Raw genomic sequence first — 24,446 nt, forward strand, 5'->3', positions numbered from 1 at the left:
AACCGGACCAGGCCGCCCTGACCGCCGCGGCCGGCGCCAGAAACGTCCCCGTGCTCGGCATCACCGGCACCGGCGGCTCCGGCAAGTCCTCGCTCACCGACGAACTGGTCCGCCGGTTCCGCACCGACCAGCAGGACAAGCTCCGCATCGCGGTCCTGGCCGTGGACCCCACGAGACGACGCGGCGGCGGCGCCCTGCTCGGCGACCGGATCCGGCAGAACGCCCTGGACGGCGAGCACGTCTTCTTCCGCTCGCTGGCCACCCGCGGCGCCCGCGAACTGCCCGACGGCATCGAGGCCATCATCACCACCGCGAAGGCCGCTGGATACGACCTGGTCATCCTGGAGACGCCCGGCATCGGCCAGGGCGACGCCGGCGTGGTCCCGCTGGCCGACGTGTCCCTGTACGTGATGACCCCGGAGTTCGGCGCCGCCTCCCAGCTGGAAAAGATCGACATGCTCGACTTCGCCGGCGCGGTCGCGATCAACAAGTTCGAACGGCGAGGCGGCGAGGACGCGCTCCGGGACGTTCGTCGGCAACTGGCTCGCACCGACAACTTCCCGGGAGTCGCGCGCGACGACCTGCCCGTGTTCGGCACGATCGCTTCGAGGTTCAACGACGACGGGGTCACCGCCCTCTACCGTTACCTTCTCGACCGGCTGGCGGATCTCGGGCTTCGGGTCAGCGCCGGCGTGCTCAGTTCAGACCCCGGGGCGCCCGCTCGTGTCTCCTCGAAGATCCACGCGGTGGTTCCGGCCTCGAAGTCTCGTTACCTCGCCGAGGTGGCGGAGACGGTTCGCGACTACCGGCAAGAGACCAAGCTGGAAGTAGAGCGTGCCCGCCGTCGTCAGCAGCTGACTTCCGCGGCTGAAGCCCTAGAAGGTGCCGGTCATGGCCAGGCGGCTGATCAGGCACGAGCCCTCGCCGGCGATGCCGAGAGAGAGCTCAGCGACGAGAGCAGGACCCTGCTCGAGGATTGGCCGTCAACCGTGGAGTTGTACGACTCCGACGATCATCGGCGGGAATCGCTGTCCGGGACGCTTGTGTCCCGAGTCGCGTTGCCGCGCTTCGAAGACGATGGAGCGTTGCTCCGGTGGTTGCGTCTCGAGCACCTTCCGGGCCGTTTCCCCTATACCGCCGGTGTCTTTCCGTTGAAGCGTGACACCGAGGACCCTGCCAGGATGTTCGCCGGCGAAGGCGACGCCTTCCGTACCAACCGCCGTTTCAGGCTGCTTTCCGAAGGACAGCCGGCGACGAGGCTCTCGACTGCGTTCGACTCGGTGACCCTTTACGGATTCGACCCCGATCTGCGCCCTGACATCTACGGCAAGGTCGGCAACTCGGGGGTCTCGATCGCGACGCTCGACGACATGAAGGTGCTCTACAGCGGATTCGATCTTTGCGACCCGCGGACGTCCGTCTCGATGACGATCAACGGACCCGCCCCCACGATCCTCGCGATGTTCCTCAACACCGCCATCGATGACCAACTCGCGCGCCATCCAGAGGACGATCCGGACGAGGTTCGGGCGAGAACCTTGCGCACGATACGAGGAACCGTCCAAGCCGACATCCTCAAGGAGGACCAAGGGCAGAACACGTGCATCTTCTCCACGGAGTTCTCCTTGCGGATGATGTCCGACATCCAGGAGTGGTTCATCGAGAACCAGGTCCGCAACTTCTACTCAGTGTCCATCTCCGGCTACCACATCGCCGAGGCGGGGGCGAACCCGATTAGTCAGCTCGCGTTCACCCTGGCCAACGGGTTCACCTATGTCGAGTCGTATATGTCCAGAGGGATGAACGTCGACGACTTCGCGCCGAACTTCTCCTTCTTCTTCTCGAACGGGATGGACCCGGAGTACACGGTCATCGGCCGGGTAGCCCGGCGGATCTGGTCGGTTGCCATGCGAGACAGGTATGGAGCCAACGCTCGATCGCAGAAGCTGAAGTACCACATCCAGACGTCCGGGCGCTCGTTGCACGCGCAGGAAATGGCGTTCAACGACATCCGCACGACCTTGCAAGCTCTGTGCGCCATTTACGACAACGCCAACAGCCTTCACACGAACGCCTTCGATGAAGCCGTGACCACCCCGACCGCGGACTCGGTCCGAAGGGCGCTTGCCATCCAGATGATCATCAACGAGGAGTGGGGGCTTGCCGTCAACGAGAACCCTCTGCAGGGAAGCTTCATCGTCGAGGAGCTGACCGATCTCGTCGAAGAGGCGGTTCTGGCAGAGATGGAGCGGATCAGCGAACGCGGGGGAGTACTCGGTGCGATGGAGACCGGCTACCAGCGCGGGCGGATTCAGGACGAGTCGATGCTGTACGAGCAGAGAAAGCACGATGGGTCGCTGCCGATCGTCGGGGTCAATATCTTCCGCAACCCCGCCGGCGACGCAGTTGCGGACCAACTAGAGCTCGCTCGCTCGACCGAGGAGGAAAAAGAGAGCCAGCTACAACGGCTTGCGGCCTTCAAGGAGGCCCACGCGTCGGAGCGGCCAGAAATGCTGGTTCGACTGCAGGAGACCGCTGTCAACGGGGGGAACGTTTTCGCGGTCCTCATGGATGCAGTGCGCGCCTGCAGCCTCGGCGAGATCACCCAGGCCTTGTTCGAAGTCGGCGGGCGCTACCGGCGCAACGTGTAGGCGGCGTCGCGCTCGCTGGAGCGGTGGTGCGCAGCCGCCGGACTTCTGGGAGTGACTTTTGCGCTTGGGTGTGGATTTAGACCCACCTGAGGTCTAAAGCCATGCCCAAAATCACGTGCGGGCGCCCAATAAGGGGCCTCGTCGCCGGGGGGGTTGGGGCCCCGTTCGGGCAGGTGTTACGGCGCGACGGACATGAAGTCGGTGAAACCGGTCGGGTCGTGCCGCCCTATCGAAGCGTGCTCGAACAGTCCTAGGCCCGGCTCGCCCTCGCACATGGCGCTGGCGGCGTGGTCGATGACTCCCCAGGGGACTCGGCCGGCGATCTCGGGATCGGCGTAGTCGTAGGTCCTGAAATCGACCCACCCCGGCCCCTTCCACTGGCCGTGTGACCACTCTGGGTCGGCACCGTATCCGCTGCCGACGTGGAGCGCCTGGAAGGTCATTGTCTCAACTTCCACCACCAGCGGCCGGCCGTTGGGGGTGGTCAGATGGATGGCCGCCTTTTCGGGATGGCGGGTGCCGCTCCTGTACTGAAACTCGACCCGCGGCCAGCCGAGTTGCTCGACCGTCCCGTCGGCGAATACCCGGCGGGCGTCGTTGAGCGTCCTGTAACCGTCCGGCTGCTCCTGAAGGATCACCATGAGCGCGAAGGTCTCGAATCTCATGGGGACATACAGCCACCAGAAACCCTGGTTCGGGTTGTCTGCCTCGCGCCCGGGGGGGTCGGCATCGCCGGTCGGCCTGATTCCCCAGGACCGGTCCCGGGATCCGAGCCACCTGGACGGGTCAACCTCGATACTTTCGCCCTCGACCTCTATCGACCCCGACCAGCTCCCGAGCTGGGCGAAGCGCTGGGCGTCGAGTATCGGCCGCTGGCGACCGTTGAGCAGGAGATGCGGCTCTTCGAGGATCGACGGGAACGATCCGTCCCAGGTCAGGTCGGCGCTGAGCCGCTCGTGCTCGCAGACCAGCCGCACCTTGTGGAGGGGTTCTCGAATCTCGAGCCGCCAGCCCCCGACGTGGGGAGACAGCTCGCGGTGGTCGATTGCGTCGGAGAACCGGACGGTCCACTGCCGGTCACCTCTGCGAAGCGAGAAGAACGCGTCCTTCACGCCGACGTTGGGGTAGTAGCCACCGCCGCTGATCAGGAGGTTCTGCCCGGACTGATCGAAGGCGTTGAAATAGTTCCGGTCGTAGAAGTTCCGGTCGCTGGTGGCAACCCGCGACATCGAGAGGGGGCTTTGGTGGATGGGGTACTCGTCCAGCGGATCAGGTAGCACGCCGTGACGATAGCCAGCCGCGTCCCGCCCGGGCCGGGGCCCGGGTCCGCCAGCCGGCACGCCCGCGAGCACAACGCGGCCGAAAACCTGACGCGGCCGAAAACCTGACTTGGCCGAAAACCTGACTTGGTTGGTAATAAATCTCCGGCATCTGGGACAATGGGGCGGTGACCGTCACCTACGAGCTGTCGCACCTGCGCGCCCTCGAGGCGGAGGCAGTCCACATCATCCGCGAGGTGGCGGCGACGTTCGAGCGCCCGGTGCTGCTGTTTTCCGGCGGCAAGGACTCGGTCGTGATGCTCCACGTGGCGGCCAAGGCGTTCTGGCCGGCACCATTGCCGTTTCCGGTCATGCACGTCGATACGGGACACAATCTTGACGAGGTCATCGAGTTCCGGGACCGGATAGTCGAGAGAATGGGCTTGCGCCTGATCGTGGCGAGCGTCCAGGACGACATTGATGCCGGCCGGGTCGTCGAGGACGAAGGACCTCGGGCGAGCCGCAACCGGCTGCAGACCAACACGTTGCTGAGAGCCATCAACGAGGGGCGCTTCGACGCGGTATTCGGCGGCGCACGCCGTGACGAGGAGAAGGCTCGTGCCAAAGAGCGCGTCTTTAGCTTTCGGGATGGTTTCGGGCAGTGGGATCCTCGACGCCAGCGCCCCGAGCTTTGGAACCTCTACAACGGCGCACACAAGAGGGGTGAGCACATCCGCGTATTCCCCCTCTCGAACTGGACGGAGCTCGACATCTGGCAGTACATCCTCGAGGAGCAGGTGGAGCTGTCCTCGCTCTACTACGCGCACAGGCGCGAGGTGTTCGAACGTGACGGGATGCTGTTGTCAATGTCTCGGTTCGTGACATTGATGGAAGGCGAGGAGCCCTTTGAGGCGACCGTGCGATTCCGCACGATCGGAGACGCAACCTGCACCGGATGCGTCGAATCCCTCGCAGCCAGCGCGGAGGAGGTAGTCACGGAGGTCGCCGCCTCGAGGCTGACCGAACGCGGCGCGACGCGTGCGGATGATCGCATCTCCGAGGCCGGGATGGAGGATCGCAAGAAGGAGGGCTACTTCTAGTGTCGGAGCTGCTTCGCCTGGCCACGGCCGGCAGCGTCGATGACGGGAAGTCCACTCTGATCGGCCGGCTTTTGTACGACTCCAAGGCGATCTTCGTCGACCAGCTCGAGGCTGTCGAGAGAACCAGCCGTGACCGGGGAGACGAGTATGTCAACCTCGCACTCCTCACGGACGGGCTTAGGGCGGAGCGCGAACAGGGCATCACCATCGATGTCGCGTATCGCTACTTCTCAACGCCTAAGCGGAAGTTCATCATCGCCGACACGCCGGGTCACATCCAGTACACCCGCAACATGGTCACTGGAGCGTCGACAGCCGATCTGGCACTGGTCCTGATCGACGCGCGAAACGGTGTCCTAGAGCAATCACGCCGGCACGCGTTCATCGCCTCCCTGCTGGGGATCCCGCACTTGGTGGTGTGCGTGAACAAGATGGACTTGGTCGACTGGTCCGAGGACCGGTTCGAGGAGATCCGCGACGAGTTCCGGACCTTCGCAATGAAGCTCGAGGTGCACGACCTCGCGTTCATCCCGGTGTCCGCCCTCCATGGCGACAACATCGTCACGCGCAGCGCCACCATGGACTGGTACGAGGGACCGGCGCTTCTGCACCACCTCGAAGAGGTGTACATCGCGTCGGACCGTAACCTGATTGACGCTCGTTTCCCCGTGCAGTACGTCATCCGGCCCCAGTCCGGCACCGACGCCGACCTGCACGATTACCGGGGGTACGCCGGCACGGTTGCCGGCGGGGTCTTCAAGCCCGGCGACGAGGTGGTGATCCTGCCTTCGGGGTTCACATCCCGTGTCACCGCGGTACGCGGTCCCGGTGGGGAGGAGCGTCCGGAGGCGTTCCCTCCTGAAGCGGTGACGATCCAGCTTGCGGACGACATTGACGTAGGGCGGGGAGACATGATCTGCCGCCCACATAACCGCCCGATCGTCAGTTCCGATATCGACGCGATGGTCTGCTGGTTCTCGGACACGTCGTCGCTTGGCGTCGGCTCGAGGTACATCGTTCGGCACACGACGCGCCAGGCTCCAGTCAGAGTCGAGCACCTCGACTACCGCCTCGACGTGAACACTCTGCACCGCGACTCGACCGCCAGCAGTCTTGAGCTGAACGAGATCGGTCGCATTCGGCTAAGGGTCCAAACCCCACTTATGTTCGACCCGTACCGGCGTAACCGCGCGACGGGCAGCTTTATCCTCGTCGACCCGGCGACGAACGAGACCGTCGCCGCCGGGATGATCCTGGGGGCGGAGCAGGCCAACCTGGACAGCAACGTCGTCTGGCATGCCAACGCGGTGTCGCGTGGCGAACGGGGTTCGAACGGGATGACCGTGTGGTTCACCGGCCTGTCGGGGTCCGGCAAGTCGACGGTGGCGGTCGAGTTCGAACGAAGGCTCGTCGCGCTCGGAAGGCCGGCATACCTGCTCGACGGCGACAACCTCCGGCACGGGCTCAACTCAAACCTCGGATTCAGCGCGGAAGACAGGGCGGAGAACGTCCGCCGTGTCGGCGAGGTCGCCAAGCTCTTTGCCGACGCGGGTTTGGTCGCGGTCGTCTCGTTGGTGAGCCCGTATCGAGCGGACCGTGACCAGGTGCGTCGAGCGCACCTCGAAGCCGGACTCCGCTTCGTCGAGATCTTCATGGATACCCCGATCGAGGTGTGCGAGCAACGTGACCCCAAGGGGCTCTACGCAAAGGCCCGAGCCGGCGAGATAACCGGATTCACGGGTGTGGATGATCCGTACGAACCACCCGAGCAGGCAGACCTCGTCCTGAGGCCGGGCCACGGAAGCCCGAGCGCAATGGCCGATTGGGTGCTGTCGGAACTCGGTCTGTGACCGTTCCCGACGTCGACTCCTCCGACGATGCAGTGCTCGCCGGGCAGCTGGCCGATCGAGCAGGTCGATTACTTCTCGAGGTCAGAGGCTCCTGGAGCGGCCCGGATCCCAAGGAGCTCGGACGGACCGGTGACCGCGAGTCGAACAAGCTGATCCTCGCTGAACTCGCTCGGATCCGGCCGGCGGATGCGATCCTGTCGGAGGAGTCGGCGGACGATTCCGGCCGGATTACGTCCGAAAGGGTTTGGATAATCGACCCGTTGGACGGCACCCGAGAGTTCACCATGCCGGGGCGCACCGACTGGGCCGTTCACGTCGCTCTGTGGGAGGCCAAGAAGGGCATCACGGCCGCGGCGGTAGCGACACCAGCGTTGAACAACCAGGTCTACGTGAGCGGGGTCGCCCATGCTCAAACCGTACGTCCCGAGCGGGCAGGTCCGTTGATCCTGGTGAGCGACAGCCGCCCTCCGGCATTCGCCGGCAAGGTTGCCGCGACGATCGGCGGACAGGTGACGCCGATGGGATCTGCGGGCGCCAAGGCGATGGCGGTCCTACGGGGCGACGCCGACGCGTACGTTCATGCAGGCGGTCAGTGGGAGTGGGACTCTGCGGCCCCCGTCGGCGTGCTCCTGGCCGCCGGGATGCACGCTTCGAGACTCGACGGCTCTCCCTTGCTGTACAACCAACCGCATCCGTATCTACCCGACCTTGTGATGTGCCGAGCCGACTTGGCGCCGGCACTGTTAGAGGCTCTGGAAGACGAGTTGGCGTAGGCAAACCCCGAGGGCCTACAAATCCGCAGGTCGCTGCGGTGACAACGCTGCCGTGACGGGTAGTAGAGAAGTATGCGATTTCAGCTTTGGCACGTTCCCTTACGCTTGGCGACCGGGGCGTACATCCTCAACTCCGGCGTCAACAAATGGAATGCCGACGACGAAGAGGTGCACAAGGGCATCCATTGGATGGCGTCTACGGCGTATCCCCAGGTCGAGCCGGTCGATCCCAAGACCTTTACCAAGGCGCTCGCGGGCGCCGAGATCGCTCTCGGGACCGCGCTTCTGACGCCCGTGATCAGCCCTGGCCTGGCGGGCGCTGCCCTGACGGCATTCTCTGGAGGGCTTGTGGGCCTCTACGCGAGAACTCCATCGATGCGGGAAGACGGCAGCCTCAGGCCAAGTCATAGCGGTTCGGCCGTTGCGAAGGATGTGTGGCTGTTGGGTATCGGTCTGGCGCTTGTGATCGATGCCGCAACATCCCGAGCAAGGAAGTTGCTCCCGCGGAGAAACAGCACGGGTTAACCACCTGACATTGGGCCAATTCGGGTGCTGGATCGTGCGTTCACGCGGCTACGTTTTTCGCGGCTCGGCCGTTGCGGGCGCCAGCCTGCAAAAGACCACCCGCAAAGGAGGAATGGCACAAATGGGGCTTTCTATCAATGACACCGCGCCTGATTTCGAGGCAGACACGACCCAAGGTCGCATCAAGTTCCACGATTGGGTCGGCGACTCGTGGGCGATCCTCTTCTCCCACCCCAAGGACTTCACCCCGGTCTGCACCACCGAGCTCGGCTACATGGCCAAGCTGCAGCCTGAATTCGAACGTCGCAACGTCAAGGTAATCGGGCTGTCCGTTGACGGAACCGACGATCACGAGTCCTGGGCCAACGACATCGAGGAGACCCAGGGGGCCCGGCCCAACTATCCCATCATCGGCGACGCGGACTTCAACGTGTCCAAGCTCTACGGGATGCTCCCGGCCAGCGTGTCAGGGGACGCCAAGACCCGCACCCCCGCAGACAACCAGACCGTACGCAACGTGTTCGTCATCGGCCCCGACAAGAAGGTCAAGCTGATTCTGGTCTATCCGATGACCACTGGCCGAAACTTCGACGAGGTCCTGAGAGTGGTCGACTCACTGCAGCTAACGGCCAAGCACCGGGTGTCGACCCCGGTGAACTGGAGGCAGGGAGAGGACGTCATCATCGCTGGCTCGGTCTCGAACGAAGAGGCAAGGCAGATCTTCGGTGACTGGAAGGAACCGAAGCCGTACATTCGGATCGTGCCCCAACCGAGCTGAAAAGGGGCCACGGCCGGCGGCCGCCTCATGTTTTTTCGGAGTACGTGCGTTTCGTCGAAAGGGGGCAAAAGGTGATCTTCACGCAGCACTATTTGGGATGCCTGTCGCATGCGTCCTATCTGATCGGCGACGAAACGACGGGGCGGGCGGTGGTCGTGGACCCACGGCGTGACATAGGCGTGTACGTCGAAGAGGCCGAAGCGAATGGGCTTCGGATCGAACGCGTCATCGAGACCCATCTCCATGCCGACTTCCTGTCGGGCCATCTCGAACTGGCCTCAGCCACCGGCGCCGTGATCTCATTCGGCGACGCGGCCGAAGTTGACTTCCCGATTGAGCCATTGGCCCATGGGCAGCGGATTGACGTGGGTGAGATTTCTCTCGAGATCCGGGCCACGCCCGGCCACACGCCGGAGTCGATTTGCATCGTGATCTACGAGCACCCCGGCGACCGGACCCCTTACGGCGTGCTGACCGGAGACACCGTATTCATTGGAGACGTGGGCCGGCCCGATCTCCTCGCTTCCGGTGGCACTGGGTTCGACGCGCAAACACTTGGGCGCCTCTTGTACCAGTCGGTGCATGAGCAGTTCCTGGTCCTCCCCGACGATACGAAGGTCTTCCCGGCTCACGGTGCAGGATCCTCCTGCGGGAAGCAGCTGTCGAGTGAGACGAGCTCCACCGTGGGTGAGCAACGCCGGACGAACTACGCGTTGCAACCCATGACGGAAGATCAGTTCGTGGCCGCGGTGACCGAAGGCCAGCCGGCGCGGCCTCATTATTTCTCCTTCGACGCCCGGCGCAACCGGCAGGCTCATCGGTTACTGGACGAGACAGAGCCGCCGCCGGGGCTCCGGCTCGCCGAGGTGCTCGAAAGAGTGGCCGCCGGCACCGTACCGCTGGACACTCGGGAACCGAACGACTTCGCGGCCGGCCATCTCGGAGGGGCAATCAACGTCGGTTTGCATGGCCGCTTCGCCGAATGGGGTGGCGACGTTCTCGACCCCGATCGCGACATCGTGTTGGTGGGTGACCCGACCACCGCGCTCGAGAGCCGAGTCCGTCTCGCCCGGATCGGTTTCGACCGGGTCATCGGCTACCTCGAGGATCCGCGTGAGCTTCTCGTCGAGCGACCCGACCTGGTCGAGGCCAGCTCCCGGGTCACCATCGAGCAGCTCGCCGAGCTCATCGGGCTCGTGCCCGACCTGCAGATAGTCGACGTGAGGAACCCGGGGGAGACAGCGGCCGGCGCACTGACGGGCGCGCGACTTATCCCTCTCGCCGTGCTGGTCGATTCGCTCGACCAGCTCGACCGGAACGCACCGGTGATCGTCAACTGCGCCGGCGGTTACCGGTCCGTCGTCGGCGCAAGCCTGTTACGCCACGCCGGTTTCTCAGACGTGTCGGATCTCATCGGTGGATACGGAGCCTGGGCAGCGGCCGGCCTACCGGTCACGACGGGCGAGTCGGCTCCGACGATCGCGGTCGAGGTGACGCCGATCGCCGCAGAGGATTTGGTCAGCGCCGGCGCGGTCGTCATCGACGTGCGCGAGCCGGACGAGTGGATGGCGGGCCATGCGCCCGGGGCTCGTCTCATCCCCATGAGCCAGGTCGAATCAAGGGTCGACGAGGTGCGAGCCGAGACCGCGGTGATCGTGTGCCGAACCGGCGGCCGCTCGAACGCCGTTACTCAGTTGCTCAACTCGCGTGGCATCAACGCCGTCAACCTGGCCGGAGGGATGCGGGCCTGGGAACACGCCGGTCTGCCTGTGGTGACCGACACCGGTGACCCCGGGCGGATCATCTGACTCTTCCGAGATCCGATTCGTACACTCACGGCCCTTTCGAGACGAGAACGCATCGTGTGCCGCTGTAGATCGTGGGCATGCACTTGTTGCAGTGAATGCAGAGCGCTTCGCTCGACGAGCCCTTCTTCATCTTGTTGATGAGATCGGGTTCTCTCAGAAGAGCCCGTGCCATTGCCACGAACGGGAATCCAAGGTCGATTGCGTGTTCGATGGTGTCCAGCCGGTTGATCCCTCCGAGGAGTATCAGCGGCATCGTGAGCGCGTCGCGGAATTGCCGGGCGAACGGAAGGAAGAAGGCCTCCTCGAACGGGTAGGAGGGCATGAACCTGCTGCCGATGAGTTTGAATCCGAATCGGAAGGGTTGTGGAAGCGTCGCTCCGAATTCCTCGAGAGGCGCGTCACCGCGGAAGAGGTACATCGGGTTGCTGAGCGAACTTCCGCCGGTCAGCTCGAGCGCGTCGAGATGACCGTCTGCTTCGAGCATCTGTGCAACCCGAAGGCTTTCGTCGAGCCACAGACCGCCACGGACACCATCGGCCATGTTGAGCTTGGCTGTCACGGCGACGTTCTCGCCGGCGGCGGCCCGGACCGCCTCGACGACCTGCCTCGCAAAACGAGCACGGTTCTCCAGGTTCCCTCCCCACCTGTCCTTGCGCTTGTTGAGCTTCGGGCTGAGAAAAGCAGAGAGCAGGTAGTTGTGGCCGAGATGTATCTCCAGGGCGTCGAAGCCGGCCTGGACGGCGGTCGCCGCACTTTTCCTGTAGTCCTCCGTGATCCTCTCGATCCCGGCCTCGGAGACTTCGTGAGAGACAGTTCCCATCGCGCCGATGTGGCGCGACGGGGCTAGGGATGGCACGCGGTTCGACTTGGGGTTGGCGACCGGACCAGCGTGGCCTATCTGGGCGGCGGCTTTCGCTCCTTCGGCGTGGATCGCGTCGGTCAGCCTCGAAAGGCCCTCGACAGTGTCAGGCCCCAGCACTATGCAGCCCCGGCCCGTTCGCCCCTCCGGCGAAACCGCCAGGTAGGCGACGGTGCTCATACCGACTCCTCCCGAGGCCACCTTCACGTGGTAGTCGATCAGCGCATCGGTCACCTGCCCCTTCGGTGTCGCGCCCTCGAAGGTCGCAGCCTTGATGATCCGGTTTCGCAGCGTGACCGGGCCGAGCTGGCCGGGGCTGAACGCCTGGGAGGTCATGTGACGACCATAGGGAAGCAGGAATCGAGGCGCCCCCTTGACCGTCCCATCGTTTGACACGCTAAGTTCCTTAGCGTTGACAACCAATCCCTGGGGGGAAACCGATGAAGGTCGACGCTGAAGCCGCCGGAATGGACCCGGCACGCCTCGCTCGAGTCGACGAGCATCTGCGTTCGCGCTACGTGGAGCCGGGGAAGATTGCCGGCTGCCAGGTGGCGGTGATCAGGCGAGGGTCGCTTGCGCATTTCTCGAACCTGGGCTTGGCCGACCGCGAGCGCAACGTCCCCGTTGCCGAGGACACCATCTGGCGCATCTACTCGATGACCAAACCGATCACCGGAGTGGCGTTGATGTCGCTCTACGAGCGGGGCACGTTCCAGCTCACCGACCCGGTGACCCGGTTCATCCCGCAGTGGAAGGACATGAAGGTCGCCGAGCGGGCCGAGGACGGTTCGAGGCGGTTGGTGGACGCTCGCCGGCCTATCAACGTCCGTGACTGTCTGATGCACATGTCCGGCCTGGGATACGGCCGGGACAACGCCGACCTCAACCTCGAGGCACAGGACGGACGGCTCCGCCCGCCTTCGTCGCGCTTCGACAGCCTGGCGGACATGGTGGACCGCCAAGCGACGTGGGCGTTGCGCTTTGAGCCCGGAACTCGCTGGCTTTACTCGTTCGGCACCGACGTCTGCGCTCGCTTGGTGGAGATCATCTCGGGTCAGAACTTCGACGACTACTTGGAAGAGCAGATCTTCAGGCCGTTGGCGATGACCGACACGAGCTTCCACGTCCCCGACTCCGAGATGGGTCGCTTCGCGGCGATGTATGGCAGGAACGCCCGTAAGGAGCTGGTGCTCGTCGACGACCCTGACACGAGCAGCTACCGCACCCCGCCGAAGTTCCTGTCGGGTGGCGGTGGCCTGATCTCCACGATCGGCGACTACCTGCGTTTCTGCCAGATGCTGCTAGGCGGCGGGGAGCTGGAGGGGCGCCGGGTCCTCGGGCCCAAGACGGTGCAGCTGATGACCATCAATCATCTCCCGGGAGGCGGGACGCTGACCGACTTCGCTCTGCCGGGCGGTTACGGGGAGGTCGGTTTCGATGGGATGGGATTCGGGCTGACCATGGCGGTCTCGCAGGGACCCGCGGCGACCGGTGTGATCGGATCACCGGGTGAGTTCATGTGGGGAGGCGCGGCGTCGACGATCTTCTGGGTTGATCCTGTAGAGGAGCTGATCGTGATGTTCATGACCCAGCTTCTCCCATCCGGCACGTTCAACTTCCGCGGTCAGCTGAAGTCTTTGGTGTACCCGGCGATCGTCGAGTAGGAAACTGCGCCCGGGGGGGAACCCTCAAGGCTTGGCGGGAAGCCCCAGCTCGCGGGCGATCAGCATCCGCTGTACCTCCGAAGTTCCTTCGCCGATCTCGAGGATCTTCGCATCCCGGTAGAAACGGCCGACCGGCGTCTCGTTCATGAATCCGTACCCACCGAAGATCTGAGTCGCCTCTCGTGCGTTCAGCATGGCCGCGTCCGAGCTCACCAATTTTGCGATCGCGGCCTCTTTCTTGAACGGCTTGCCCGCCTGCAGCAGCCGGGCGGCGTACCGGTAGGCCAGCCGGGCAGTGTGGGTGCGAGCCTCCATGTCGGCGATCTTGAACTGGAGCACCTGGTATTCCGAGATCTTGTGCCCGAAGGCCTCTCTGTCATCGACGTAGCGAAGGCTCTCGTCTACGCATCCCTGAGCCAAACCAACCGACAGGGCCGCAATAGCGATTCGCCCCTCGTCCAGCGTGTTGAGGAATTGGGCGTAACCTCGGCCTCGCTCACCGAGCAGATTCGCCTGCGGCACCCGGCAGTCCGAAAAGGACAGCTCCCGCGTGTCAGAAGCGAGCCACCCCACCTTCGAGTACTTCTTCGAAACGGTGAAACCCGGTGTGCCAGACGGGACGATGATCGCCGAGATCTCCGGCCTTCGACCTTCGGTCGTCCCGGTCAGCGCGGTGATCGTGACGACAGAGGTGATGTCGGTACCCGAGTTGGTGATAAACGACTTGGTCCCGTTGATCACCCACTCAGGACCGTCGAGGCGAGCCGTCGTCCGTGTCGCACCCGCATCTGAGCCGCCGCCCGGCTCGGTGAGACCGAACGCGGCCAGCGATTTGCCCGCGCAAAGGTCGGGAAGCCAGCGCTGCTTCTGCTCCTCGGTGCCGTACCGGTAGATCGGCGTAGCGCCGAGTCCGACGCCGGCCTCCAGGGTGATCGCCACCGACGAGTCGACGCGCGCAAGCTCCTCGAGGGCGAGGCAGAAGGCCAGATAGTCGCCCCCCATTCCGCCGTACTCCTCCGGGAAGGGAAGCCCGAACAACCCGATCTCGCCCATGCGCGCGACGAGCGAATACGGAAACTCCTCCTTCTCGTAAATCTCGCCGATCACCGGGGCGACTTCCGTGCGGGCGAAGCGCTCGACGGTGGATCGCAGCGCCTCGTGCTCGGGTGAAAGTTCCACGTGCCTAGTTCTCTCTCTGTTGGCGTTCGGACGCGAGCGCTCGCACTACCCTCGACGGACTCGGCCGGCCCAGCTGGGCGGCCATCCACTCGCTGGTTCCGATCAGCGCATCGAGATCGATCCCGGTTTGCACCCCGAGCCCGTGCAGCATCCACACCAGGTCCTCGGTCGCCAGGTTGCCGGTTGCACTCTTGGCGTACGGGCACCCGCCCAACCCGCCTGCGGAAGCGTCAACCGTGGCGACACCGGCTTCGAGCGCGGCGAGCGTGTTCGACAACGCCTGGCCGTAGGTGTCGTGAAAGTGAACCGCCACTTGCCCCGTTTGTATCCCGGCTGAGGCGAGTGACTCCAGAAGGTCATGAACGTGGCCGGGCGTGGCCACGCCGATTGTGTCGCCGACGCTCAGCTGATCACACCCCATGTCGACCAAGCGCCGGCACACGCCGACGACCTGACCCAATGCAACTTCTCCCTCCCACGGATCACCGAAGCACATCGAGACGTAGCCTCTGACCCACATCGCGTTTGAGCGCGCAGTTTGCACGACGGGCTCGAACATCGCCAGGGCTTCGTCGACGCTGCGGTTGAGGTTGTTCTTGGCGAAGCTCTCCGTCGCGCTCGCGAAGACCGCGATCTGAGTAGCGCCAGCCGTGACCGCTCGTTCCAATCCGTTCGCGTTAGGTACAAGAACCGGGAAGCGCAGGTTTGCTCGCTTCGGCAGCTTCGGAAAAAGATCGTCCGCGTCGCCGAGCTGCGGAACCCACTTCGGAGATACGAAGCTCGTGGCCTCTATCACCGATAGCCCACTGGCCATCAGGCGCTCAATGAACTCGAGCTTGGTTTCGACCGACAGAGCCGCGGACTCGTTCTGGAGGCCGTCACGAGGGCCGACCTCGTACACCTCGACCGCGTGCGGCAACCCCGCCTTGGGATGTGCCGAGGGCGAGCGGAGGCTCAAGCGGGTGCCTCCTCCGTGACTTCCGCGAGCGACTGACCGAGCGATACGGACTCGCCAGGAGCGACAAGCACCCTGGTAACCGTGCCGTCCATCTGGGAAGACACGACGTGCTCCATCTTCATGGCCTCCACCGTCACCAAAGGTTGACCTGCCCGGACAGAGTCTCCGCTCTTGACATGCACCGCGAGCACGGTACCGGGCATTGGGCTGCTCACTGGGCCCGGCCCGGTTCCCGCCGGGCCGGCGTGATCGATTGTCTCCCGTTCCATGGTGACAGTCCAGGTGTCACCGCGATGCGAGATCCAGACGCAGTCGCCTTCCGCAGCGAAGGTGATTTTCTCGAGCGAGCCGCCCATCTGCAGCTCCAAGACGTCTCCGTCGATCACCGCCCGAACCCTGACTTCTCCAGCACCCCAATCGACCGCGCCTTCTTCTCGGAGGTTGCCGGTAAGCGAAACCTCGACCGCCTCGTCGAACAGCCTCCAGCGCGACAAGCGTGGAGCGGGCCCGGCGATTCGCCATCCGTCAAGCACTTCCCACGGCCCCTTGGATTGAGCTGAGCCGATAAGTTCCGCGACGATGGCCGCAGCACCGACCACCCATCCTTCCTCCGGCGGCGCCGCAAGGGACTCCTGAACCCGATCGACGAGGCCAGTGTCGAGCCGGCCGGAGACAACGTCGGGATCAGCCAGTAACCGGCGCAAGAATCCGATGTTGGTGGTGACCCCGACCAAAGCAAAGTCCGCAAGGGCGTGCCGCAGCTTCGCCAACGCTTCGGTGCGGGTTGCTCCCAACGCGATCACCTTGGTGAGCATCGGGTCGTAGCCGGTGCCGACCTCACTGCTGAGCCCGATTCCGGAATCGACGCGGACTCCAGTCGCGGACGGCTCGGCGTAAACGCGGACCGTCCCGGTCGCCGGAAGGAAGCCACGGCGAGGATCTTCCGCGTAAATCCGGGCTTCCACAGAATGGCCCCGGGCCGGGGGGACAGAGCTCTGATCTGGCCATGGGAGAGCTTCGCCGGCTGCAATCCGCAGTTGGCATTCAACCAGATCGAGATCGCGCACCATCTCCGTCACCGGGTGTTCGACCTGGAGCCGCGTATTCATCTCTATGAAGAAGAATTCGTCAGGTCGATCCGCGGACACGATGAACTCGACCGTGCCGGCATTGACGTACCCGCAGGATTTCGCCGCCGAAATTGCCGCCTGCTCGATGGCTGCCCGCGTGTCGGGATCGACCGCCGGCGAGGGGGACTCCTCGACGATCTTCTGGTGACGCCGCTGGAGGCTGCACTCTCTTTCCCCGAGTGCGACGACGCGGCCGTGGACGTCGGCAAGAACTTGGACCTCGATGTGCCGCGGCCGGTTGATGTAGCGCTCGACCAAGAGGGTTCCGTCGCCGAATGCCGCGATCGCCTCGCGCGTCGCAGCCGAGATGGCGTCCACAAGACCCTCCCGGCGGTCCACCCGGTGCATCCCCTTGCCCCCGCCGCCGGCCGACGGCTTCAGCAGAACAGGCAAGCCGATTTCTATGGCGGCCGCGGCGAGGCCGGCGTCATCGAGCGAGCGGCCGTCGCGTCCCGGCACCACCGGCACACCCGCCTCAGAAACGAGCCGCTTCGCGTTGATCTTGTCGCCCATTGCCCTGATCGCCGACGCTGATGGCCCGACGAAAACGATCCCAGCCTGCTCGCAGGCCTCGGCCAACGCGGGGTTTTCGGACAAGAAGCCGTAACCGGGGTGGAGGGCGGCGGCTCCAGCCTCCAAGGCGGCGGAAACGACCGCGTCGACGTCGAGATAGGCGGAGCGCCCACCGATATGGATGGCCGAGTCGGCCATGCGCACATGAGGTGCATCACGGTCGGGATCGGTGTACATGGCGACCGACCTGATTCCCATCGAACGCAGAGCGTTTATGACGCGGACGGCGATCTCCCCACGGTTGGAAATCGCAGCGGACTCGAACACCGTCACATCCTGAAAACGCCGTAGCGGACCGGTTCCAGCGGGGCCTCGCCGGCAGCAGCAAGGGCCAGACCCAGCACCCGCCGCGTGTCGAGCGGGTCGATCACTCCGTCGTCCCATATGCGTGCGGTCGAGTAGTACGGATTTCCTTGCCTTTCGTACTGATCGCGGATCGGTAGCTTGAATTCCTCGACCTTTTCGTCGGACCAAGTGCTATCGCGATCGGCGACGGTGGCAAGAACGGAGGCGGCTTGCTCGCCGCCCATCACTGAGATCCGGGCGTTGGGCCACATCCACAGAAACCGCGGCGAATACGCGCGGCCGCACATGGAGTAGTTACCCGCTCCGAAACTCCCCCCGATGATCACCGTCATCTTCGGGACTCTTGCGCAGGCGACAGCGGTCACCATCTTGGCTCCGTGCTTTGCAATTCCTCCGGCTTCGTAATCACGGCCAACCATGAACCCGCTGATGTTCTGGAGGAACACCAAGGGGATTGAACGCTGGTCACAGAGCTCGATGAAGTGGGTGCCTTTCAGGGCTGACTCGCTGAAGAGAACGCCGTTGTTCGCGATGACACCGACCGGATGTCCCCAGATATGCGCGAAGCCGGTCACCAGAGTGGGTCCGTATTCCGCCTTGAATTCCAGGAACCTGCTGCCGTCCACGAGGCGGGCGACGACTTCTCTTACGTCGTAAGGGGTTCGCGTGTCCGTCGGCACGACACCGTAAAGCTGATCGGCATCGACCTTCGGCTCGTCGGGATCCTGGACGTCCCACGGCGGCGCTGGGGGAGAGCCAAGCGTCGCCAGGATTGCTCGCACCATTGCCAGGGCCTGACGCTCGTCGGACGCGAGATGGTCGGTAACTCCGGAGCGGCGGGCGTGAAGATCGCCGCCCCCGAGGTCCTCCGCGGTGACTACCTCTCCCGTCGCGGCCTTGACCAGCGGGGGCCCCCCGAGGAAGATCGTCCCCTGGTTGGCGACGATGACCGTCTCGTCGCTCATCGCCGGCACGTAGGCACCACCGGCCGTCGACGAGCCAAGTACCGCTGCGATCTGCGGAATCCCGGTGGCCGACAGATTGGCCTGGTTGTAAAAGATCCTGCCGAAGTGGTCTCTATCCGGGAACACCTCGTCCTGGGCGGGGAGGAAGGCCCCACCCGAGTCGACCAGGTAGATGCAGGGCAGACGATTCTGCGACGCAATCTCCTGAGCCCTGAGGTGCTTCTTCACCGTGATCGGGTAATAGGTCCCGCCCTTCACGGTCGGGTCGTTCGCGACTATCACGCACCGTCGCCCGGAGACCATCCCTACGCCGGTGATTACCCCCGCGCCGGGAGACTCGTGTCCGTACATCCCGTTCGCGGCGAGAGGGGACAGTTCCAGGAAGGGTGAGCCGGGGTCGAGAAGGTGCTCGACGCGGTCTCGCGGGAGCAGCTTGCCCCGGTCGGTGTGTCTTCGCCTCGAAGCCTCGGGCCCCCCGAGGGCTGCCACTCTGAGCTTCTCCCTCAGATCGGCCACCAGCCCGAGATGCGAAGCGGTATTCCGGCGGAACTCCTCGGAAGCCGTGTCAGCGGACGTGTGCAGCACGGGGAACTCTCGAGCGGCGGTGAAGGTGGCCGTGGTCATGACTGGAGAATGTTACGGGCACAGGCCGATCAGGCGGACTTGGGTACTGTGGCCATGAAACGAGATGGGCTAACCAGACGAGACGGGGGGACCCTTGTACGCACGCCGGCACGCCGAGGAGGACCCGAACCGGGTCGCGATAACAATGGCAGGCTCCGGGGCGACACTCACCTTCAAGGAGTATGAGGAGCGCGCGAATCGCGTCGCCCATTTGCTCCGCGATGCGGGCCTGCGGCGTGGCGATCACATCTCGGTCTACATGGAGAACTGCCCCGAGATGCTGGAGGTGGAGGCCGCCGCCGAACGGACTGGGCTGTACTACACCTTGGTCAACTCGCACCTGTCACCCGAAGAAGTGGCCTACATCGTCACCGACTCGGAGTCGAAAGTGTTGTTCAGTTCAGCGGCTCGACAGCAGGCTGCATCGGATGCGGCTTCCCGGTGTGAGGGCCTGAGCCGCATGTTCATGGTGGGTCTCATCTCCGAGGAGGGCGGCTGGGAACCCTACGAACAGTCGATCGCCGCGTTCCCGTCCGAACCGGTTCGGGACGAATCGATGGGAGCTCCGATGCTGTACTCGTCGGGCACCACTGGCCATCCAAAGGGCATATACCGCGAGCTGCCCGAGGGAACCCCCGGCGAGCAGCCGGATCAGACGGTCTTTTTCCGTTATCTGTGGGGTTTCCGCGAGGACATGATGTACTTGAACCCGGCTCCGCTATACCACTCGGCACCTCAACGCAGCGTGTCCCTCGCGCTGAACCTGGGCGCCACCTCCGTCATCATGGAGCGGTTCGACCCTGAACAGTGGCTTCGGCTTGTCGAGAGATACAAGGTGACCACTTGCCAGATGGTCCCGACCATGTTCACCCGGCTCTTGCGCCTGCCGGACGAGGTGCGGCTCAAGTACGACACCTCGTCGCTGGAGACCATCATTCACGCCGCGGCTCCCTGCCCTGTTCCGGTAAAGCAGGCGATGATCGACTGGCTAGGCCCGATTCTCAACGAGTACTACGCGGCGACCGAGGGCAACGGGATGACCTTCTGCACGTCGGACGAGTGGTTGAAGCGCCCCGGGACCGTGGGCAGATGCCTGCTCGGGCAGTTGTTGATCCTCGACGAGAACGGAGACGAGTGTCCGACCGGAGTCGATGGCACCGTCTGGTTTCGCGGCGCGACCAATTTCGAGTACTTCCGGGATCCCAAGAAGACGGCCGACAGCCGAAGCGCAGACGGGGAGTCGAGCACGGTAGGAGACGTCGGTCACGTGGACGAGGAGGGCTGGCTCTACCTCACCGACCGCAAGAGCTACATGATCATCTCGGGAGGGGTGAACATCTACCCGCAGGAGACGGAGAACCTCCTTATCACCCACCCGGCGGTGCTCGACGCAGCGGTTATCGGGGTTCCGAACGAGGATTTGGGGGAGGAGGTAAAGGCGGTCGTCCAACTTGTGGATCCCGACAGGGCGGGCGGAGGCATGGAGACCGAGCTGATTCGCTTCTGCCGGGAGCATCTGGCGCATTTCAAGTGCCCGCGTTCGGTCGACTTCGTCGAGGAGCTTCCGCGGCTTCCGACCGGGAAGCTGTACAAGCGGCTGGTGAGGGACAAGTACTGGGAGGGACACCGGACTTCGATCGTCTGAGCCCTAACCTGATGGCATGTCTGCCCTCAGCACCGTCTCTGCTTTCTTGACGGGCCGGGACCCACGACGGCTGACCCGCCATCGCAACGTCCAGGCGGGTGGCGCGAGGGCCGCCGTTCTCGGTGCGGGCGACGGGTTACTGACCAACGTTTCACTCGTGCTCGGTGTCGCGGGCGCGTCCCCGGGTGCTTCCACCGTGCGGCTAGCGGGAGTCGCCGGGCTTCTCGCCGGCGCCTTCTCGATGGCCGCCGGGGAACTGGTGTCTGTCCGCGCTCAGCATGAGCTCACACAGCGGGAGCTGCAGATCGAGCGCCAGGAGCTGGCGGACGAGCCTGAAGCGGAGAGGCGCGAGCTTGCCGGCATGTTCCGCGCCAGGGGGCTTTCGCAAACAGATGCGGACACCGTTTCCCGGATTCTGTCGGCCAACGACGCCGTCGCGTTCGACACCCACGCGCGGATGGAGCTGGGCATCGATCCGAACGCGGCGGGGACCGCCGAACGAGCAGCGGTTCTGTCGTTTATCTCTTTCTCGATCGGGGCGCTGCTGCCACTGTTTCCCTGGTTCTTCGCCAGCGGCACCGCCGCGGTGACATCATCGGTTGTCATCGGCGCCACTGCCGCTCTCGCCCTGGGGGCGATGATCGGCGCGCTGGCTGGGCGAAGTATCCCCCAGTCCGCACTTCGCCAGCTCGTCGTCGCGATCGTCGCTGCGGGGATCACCTTCGGAGTCGGGAACCTCCTCGGGGTCTCAACCACGTGACCGAAGCTCCCCGGTCCGTGCCGCCGTCGTTGCCGCGGGAGGCGATCCGGGTGGGCGAACTGCTTGCGGAAGGTGGGGAGGGTCGGGTCTTCGAACTTCCGCTGCATCCGCACCTGGTTTTCAAGGAGTACCGCCACCGGGCGAACCACGCCCACCTCGAGGACCTGGTTGGCTGGCCCGAATCCGGCGATCCAGATCTGATCGGAAGGGTGCGGTCTTCGACGTCCTGGCCCGGTTCAGTCGTCGAGCGCGGCGGCTCCAGTGGCGGCCGCTCCCGAGACGCGATCGGGGTGCTCGTCGCGAGGGCGCCGCGCCGGTTTTCGGTCCGTCACCGAGACGGCTCCACCCGACTCGCCACGCTCAGCTACCTGACTGCCGATCCGGCTTACCGGGAAGTGGCCTATGGCTTGTCTCTTCCGGCTTCCTTCGGCGCCGAGCGCCTGGGCCTGGTTTACGCCCTCGCCCGTGTTCTCGAGGCTTTCGACCGGTTGGAACCGCGCGTCGGCCACGGCGACCTTTCGTCCAAAAACGTCCTGTGGTCGATGCAGAGGGGGCCTGAAGTCTTCCTGATCGACTGTGACAACTGCGAGCGATACGGAGCGGACGGTCGAAGTTTGAGCGTCGAAGGTCGCCGGCGGGCGATGACTCCGAACTGGGATGACCCTGCCGTTCCTCCCGGCGGAAACCCGGCTCTCACGTCGGACCGGTACTCGTTGGCGCTGATCTTCCTTCGTGTCGTCGGCGCGGCGAACTTTCCCGTTCAAGCGCGGCAGAGGCAGGGCGGGTCGATCAGCATCGACTTCCCTATTCCTCCCGGGTTCGCAGGGGAGGTGCTTCTCGGACCGGCGTCGCCCTTGTGGGCCCTGTGCGCGCGTGGGCTCAGCACGGAGCTGCCGGAGAGCCGTCCGGCGCCGACCGAGTGGGTGGCCGCTCTTGAAGCGGTGCTGGACGGGCTGGGCGCGGCGGGCATGCTGCACTCCGTCTGGTCGGCCCAGGGCGGTGGTCCGGTTCGGGCAGCCGTACCCCAGCCGCGGGTAAGCATGGATAGCTGTCGCTCCGACGATGGTCGTACCGATGTGCCAACCGACGTGACCGTTCGCCCGGTCGTGGCTTCAGTGCACCATCCACGGCCTGCCCGCCTCGTGGTCAAGACTGGTTCGTCCGACCCGTCCGGTGGGTTGACAAGAAGGTCCACCTCGGGCGGGACTGGTCCTACGCAGAGCTCATCTGCGGCCGCCCGCGGTTCGAGCCCGCCCGGATCGGTGACACGCCAGAGCACGACGCCGGCCGGCTCGGTGCGGGCGGACCCAGCCATGGGGCAGATCTCTGCCGGGCTCAGGATCGCGCTGCAGTGGTGGCTCGACGCCCATCGTCTGCTGGTCCGTGGCATCGCGGGCCAGGGAAGCGCTGGTGCGGGTGAGAATGTCCAACGACTCGCGTTGTGCGCCGCGGTTGACCTCGCAGTCGCGGCGTTCGGGTTGTTCCTGGTGGCGATGGCGGTGGCTCCGTTCCTCGGGATCTAGCTAGCGTGACCCTGGATATGACTTCCGCCAACGTCAGCGTCGAGGAGCGGTACGCCGTCTTTCCGTTCTACCTGTGCCTCGACGTCTCCGCATCGATGTCCGGAGCCCCGATCGACAGCGTCAACAAGGAGCTCCCGATTCTCCGGTCCAGCGTGGGGGAGGACCCCGCGATCGCGGAGGTCATCCGGTTCGGGATCATCACCTTCAGCGACGTCGCCCACACCGTCCTCCCGTTGTGCGATCTGAGCTTGGTGGAGGCGATCCCGGAAGTGTCAGCTCAGGGGCGAACGTCCTACGCGGCGGCCTTCGATCACCTGCTTCAGCAGATCGAGTCGGACTACCAAACGAGCCGTGCGGGAGGTGACAAGTGGTACCGGCCCGCGGTCGTGTTCATCTCGGACGGAAGGCCGACCGACGACCCGGAGCGGTGGAGAGCCGCGCTCGCCCGGCTCACCGACCCGTCCTGGAAACGCCACCCGAACATCCTTGCGTTCGGCTTCGGGGACGCCGACCCGGCGATCCTCACAGAAGTTGCCGGAACGAAGCCCAACCGGGCGTTCATTGCCGACGAAGGCTCGCCGCCGAGCCGTGTGGTTCCGGAGCTCATATCTGGTCTCATCCAGTCGATCGTCAGCTCCTCGGCGAGCGTTTACACCGGGTCGGCACAGCTCGTCGTCCCCGAGTTGCCGAGCATGAACGCGATTCCTGTCGACCCCCTCGACTGACTGCTCGATTGGCTGTCGACCCACTGGTGCTCGGGCGCCCCTCCTCGGCTGCCGAAAAGGAACCCAGACTCGCAGCTCACGGGGACGCTTCTGAAGCCCTGTACCGCGCAGCGGGCGGGTCGACCGAATGGTGCACCCTTCGGGCCGCGAGCGTGGCCGGGGTTAGGCACCGCCTCGCCGGCGAGCCCAGCGAGGACAGCTACGCCTGGTCAGCCGGCAAGGAGAGGCTGGCCTTAGCTGTTACGGACGGCCTGGGTTCCGTCGACGGGTCGCGACAGGCCGCAACTGCTGCCGCCAGAACGGCCGTTGAGGTCGCCGTCGGGGACGCCGACGACCCGGTAGTCGCAGGTGTACGTGCGGCCAACCAAGCCTGCACCGGGGGAGGGGCGACGACTCTCGTGCTCGCGGTCGTGGAACGCGACGGTCGGGTGGAAGTCGCGCGGGTGGGCGACAGCACGGCTCTTCTTGTTCAGTCAGACGGGGCGACATGGAAAGACCTGTTCCGGGCCGCGGCCGACGACGACGAAACCGTCGACGTCAGCACCGCCGCCCTGCCTGCCGACGACCCTCAAACGGAGCGCACGTCCCTGAACTTGACGCCAGGCGAGGTTCTCGTGCTCGCGAGCGACGGCATCGGGGATCCTTGGCGAGATGGCCCGACAACTGTGGCGCCTGCATTCGCAGCGCTGTTTGCCGCCCGCCCGGCACCGTTGGAGCTCGCGCGGATGGCCGACTTCTCGCGGCAGGGCTGCCATGACGACCGGACAATCGTCCTGCTGTGGTTATGAGCG

At 64.9% G+C, this 24,446-nt stretch carries 19 protein-coding genes; 13 read left to right on the forward strand and 6 right to left on the reverse strand.

The genetic code is table 11. From position 1 onward, the window contains the following. On the forward strand, nt 1-2,651 hold a 2,651-nt coding region (gene icmF, locus VFZ97_12770; GenBank protein HEX6394305.1), incomplete at its 5' end, for a fused isobutyryl-CoA mutase/GTPase IcmF. A gap of 176 nt (nt 2,652-2,827) precedes the next feature. Here icmF and VFZ97_12775 read toward each other — a convergent pair. Next, nucleotides 2,828-3,931, reverse strand: a complete 1,104-nt coding sequence (locus VFZ97_12775) for a hypothetical protein (GenBank protein HEX6394306.1) — start codon at nt 3,929-3,931, stop codon at nt 2,828-2,830. A gap of 167 nt (nt 3,932-4,098) precedes the next feature. On the opposite strand from VFZ97_12775, the gene cysD reads away from it, so the two are divergent. The 6 genes from cysD to VFZ97_12805 all read left to right on the forward strand — a co-directional run bounded on the left by cysD (nt 4,099) and on the right by VFZ97_12805 (nt 10,744). Continuing rightward, nucleotides 4,099-5,010, forward strand: coding sequence for a sulfate adenylyltransferase subunit CysD (gene cysD, locus VFZ97_12780; GenBank protein ID HEX6394307.1), 912 nt, complete (start codon nt 4,099-4,101; stop codon nt 5,008-5,010). Next, nucleotides 5,010-6,860 carry an adenylyl-sulfate kinase gene (gene cysC / locus VFZ97_12785; GenBank protein ID HEX6394308.1) on the forward strand — a complete coding sequence of 617 codons (1,851 nt, stop codon included), beginning with the start codon at nt 5,010-5,012 and terminating at the stop codon, nt 6,858-6,860. The genes cysD and cysC overlap by 1 nt, the downstream gene beginning before the upstream one ends. Further along, entirely contained in the window at nt 6,857-7,633 is a 777-nt protein-coding gene (locus VFZ97_12790; protein HEX6394309.1) for a 3'(2'),5'-bisphosphate nucleotidase CysQ, read from the forward strand. The genes cysC and VFZ97_12790 overlap by 4 nt, the downstream gene beginning before the upstream one ends. Nucleotides 7,634-7,705: 72 nt before the next feature. After that, the gene (locus VFZ97_12795) at nt 7,706-8,158 is read left to right on the forward strand and encodes a hypothetical protein (protein HEX6394310.1); all 453 of its coding nucleotides are present in this window, start codon (nt 7,706-7,708) and stop codon (nt 8,156-8,158) included. A 121-nt stretch (nt 8,159-8,279) separates the two neighbouring features. After that, nucleotides 8,280-8,936 carry a peroxiredoxin gene (locus tag VFZ97_12800; GenBank protein ID HEX6394311.1) on the forward strand — a complete coding sequence of 219 codons (657 nt, stop codon included), beginning with the start codon at nt 8,280-8,282 and terminating at the stop codon, nt 8,934-8,936. Nucleotides 8,937-9,007: 71 nt separating this feature from the next. Then, nucleotides 9,008-10,744: an MBL fold metallo-hydrolase gene (locus tag VFZ97_12805; protein ID HEX6394312.1), complete on the forward strand. Its 1,737-nt coding sequence runs from the start codon at nt 9,008-9,010 to the stop codon at nt 10,742-10,744. Between the two features lie 25 nt (nt 10,745-10,769). On the opposite strand, the gene VFZ97_12810 is transcribed toward VFZ97_12805, so the two are convergent. After that, nucleotides 10,770-11,939 carry an NADH:flavin oxidoreductase gene (locus VFZ97_12810; GenBank protein HEX6394313.1) on the reverse strand — a complete coding sequence of 390 codons (1,170 nt, stop codon included), beginning with the start codon at nt 11,937-11,939 and terminating at the stop codon, nt 10,770-10,772. A 104-nt stretch (nt 11,940-12,043) separates the two neighbouring features. On the opposite strand from VFZ97_12810, the gene VFZ97_12815 reads away from it, so the two are divergent. Next, nucleotides 12,044-13,267 carry a serine hydrolase domain-containing protein gene (locus tag VFZ97_12815; GenBank protein ID HEX6394314.1) on the forward strand — a complete coding sequence of 408 codons (1,224 nt, stop codon included), beginning with the start codon at nt 12,044-12,046 and terminating at the stop codon, nt 13,265-13,267. Nucleotides 13,268-13,291: 24 nt separating this feature from the next. On the opposite strand, the gene VFZ97_12820 is transcribed toward VFZ97_12815, so the two are convergent. From VFZ97_12820 to VFZ97_12835, 4 genes are read right to left on the reverse strand one after another with little or no spacing between them, the layout of a single operon-like run. Next, nucleotides 13,292-14,446, reverse strand: coding sequence for an acyl-CoA dehydrogenase family protein (locus tag VFZ97_12820; protein HEX6394315.1), 1,155 nt, complete (start codon nt 14,444-14,446; stop codon nt 13,292-13,294). A gap of 4 nt (nt 14,447-14,450) precedes the next feature. Next, nucleotides 14,451-15,404: a hydroxymethylglutaryl-CoA lyase gene (locus tag VFZ97_12825; protein ID HEX6394316.1), complete on the reverse strand. Its 954-nt coding sequence runs from the start codon at nt 15,402-15,404 to the stop codon at nt 14,451-14,453. Continuing rightward, complete coding sequence (locus tag VFZ97_12830; protein HEX6394317.1) at nt 15,401-17,374, reverse strand: biotin carboxylase N-terminal domain-containing protein; 1,974 nt, start codon at nt 17,372-17,374, stop codon at nt 15,401-15,403. Before VFZ97_12830 ends, VFZ97_12825 begins: the two co-directional genes overlap by 4 nt. A 2-nt stretch (nt 17,375-17,376) precedes the next feature. Then, nucleotides 17,377-19,002: a carboxyl transferase domain-containing protein gene (locus VFZ97_12835; protein HEX6394318.1), complete on the reverse strand. Its 1,626-nt coding sequence runs from the start codon at nt 19,000-19,002 to the stop codon at nt 17,377-17,379. Between the two features lie 94 nt (nt 19,003-19,096). On the opposite strand from VFZ97_12835, the gene VFZ97_12840 reads away from it, so the two are divergent. The 5 genes from VFZ97_12840 to VFZ97_12860 are packed head-to-tail and all read left to right on the forward strand — an operon-like array spanning nt 19,097 to nt 24,443. Next, nucleotides 19,097-20,647 carry an AMP-binding protein gene (locus VFZ97_12840; GenBank protein ID HEX6394319.1) on the forward strand — a complete coding sequence of 517 codons (1,551 nt, stop codon included), beginning with the start codon at nt 19,097-19,099 and terminating at the stop codon, nt 20,645-20,647. 16 nt (nt 20,648-20,663) lie between these two features. Next, complete coding sequence (locus VFZ97_12845; protein HEX6394320.1) at nt 20,664-21,407, forward strand: VIT1/CCC1 transporter family protein; 744 nt, start codon at nt 20,664-20,666, stop codon at nt 21,405-21,407. 50 nt (nt 21,408-21,457) lie between these two features. Then, complete coding sequence (locus VFZ97_12850; GenBank protein ID HEX6394321.1) at nt 21,458-22,930, forward strand: hypothetical protein; 1,473 nt, start codon at nt 21,458-21,460, stop codon at nt 22,928-22,930. A gap of 17 nt (nt 22,931-22,947) precedes the next feature. Then, a complete protein-coding gene (locus tag VFZ97_12855; protein ID HEX6394322.1) occupies nt 22,948-23,655 on the forward strand; it encodes a VWA domain-containing protein in 708 nt (235 codons plus the stop codon). A gap of 8 nt (nt 23,656-23,663) precedes the next feature. After that, the gene (locus VFZ97_12860) at nt 23,664-24,443 is read left to right on the forward strand and encodes a protein phosphatase 2C domain-containing protein (GenBank protein HEX6394323.1); all 780 of its coding nucleotides are present in this window, start codon (nt 23,664-23,666) and stop codon (nt 24,441-24,443) included. Nucleotides 24,444-24,446: the final 3 nt, after the last annotated feature.

Source organism: Acidimicrobiales bacterium (genome assembly GCA_036378675.1).
GTDB lineage: Bacteria > Actinomycetota > Acidimicrobiia > Acidimicrobiales > Palsa-688 > DASUWA01.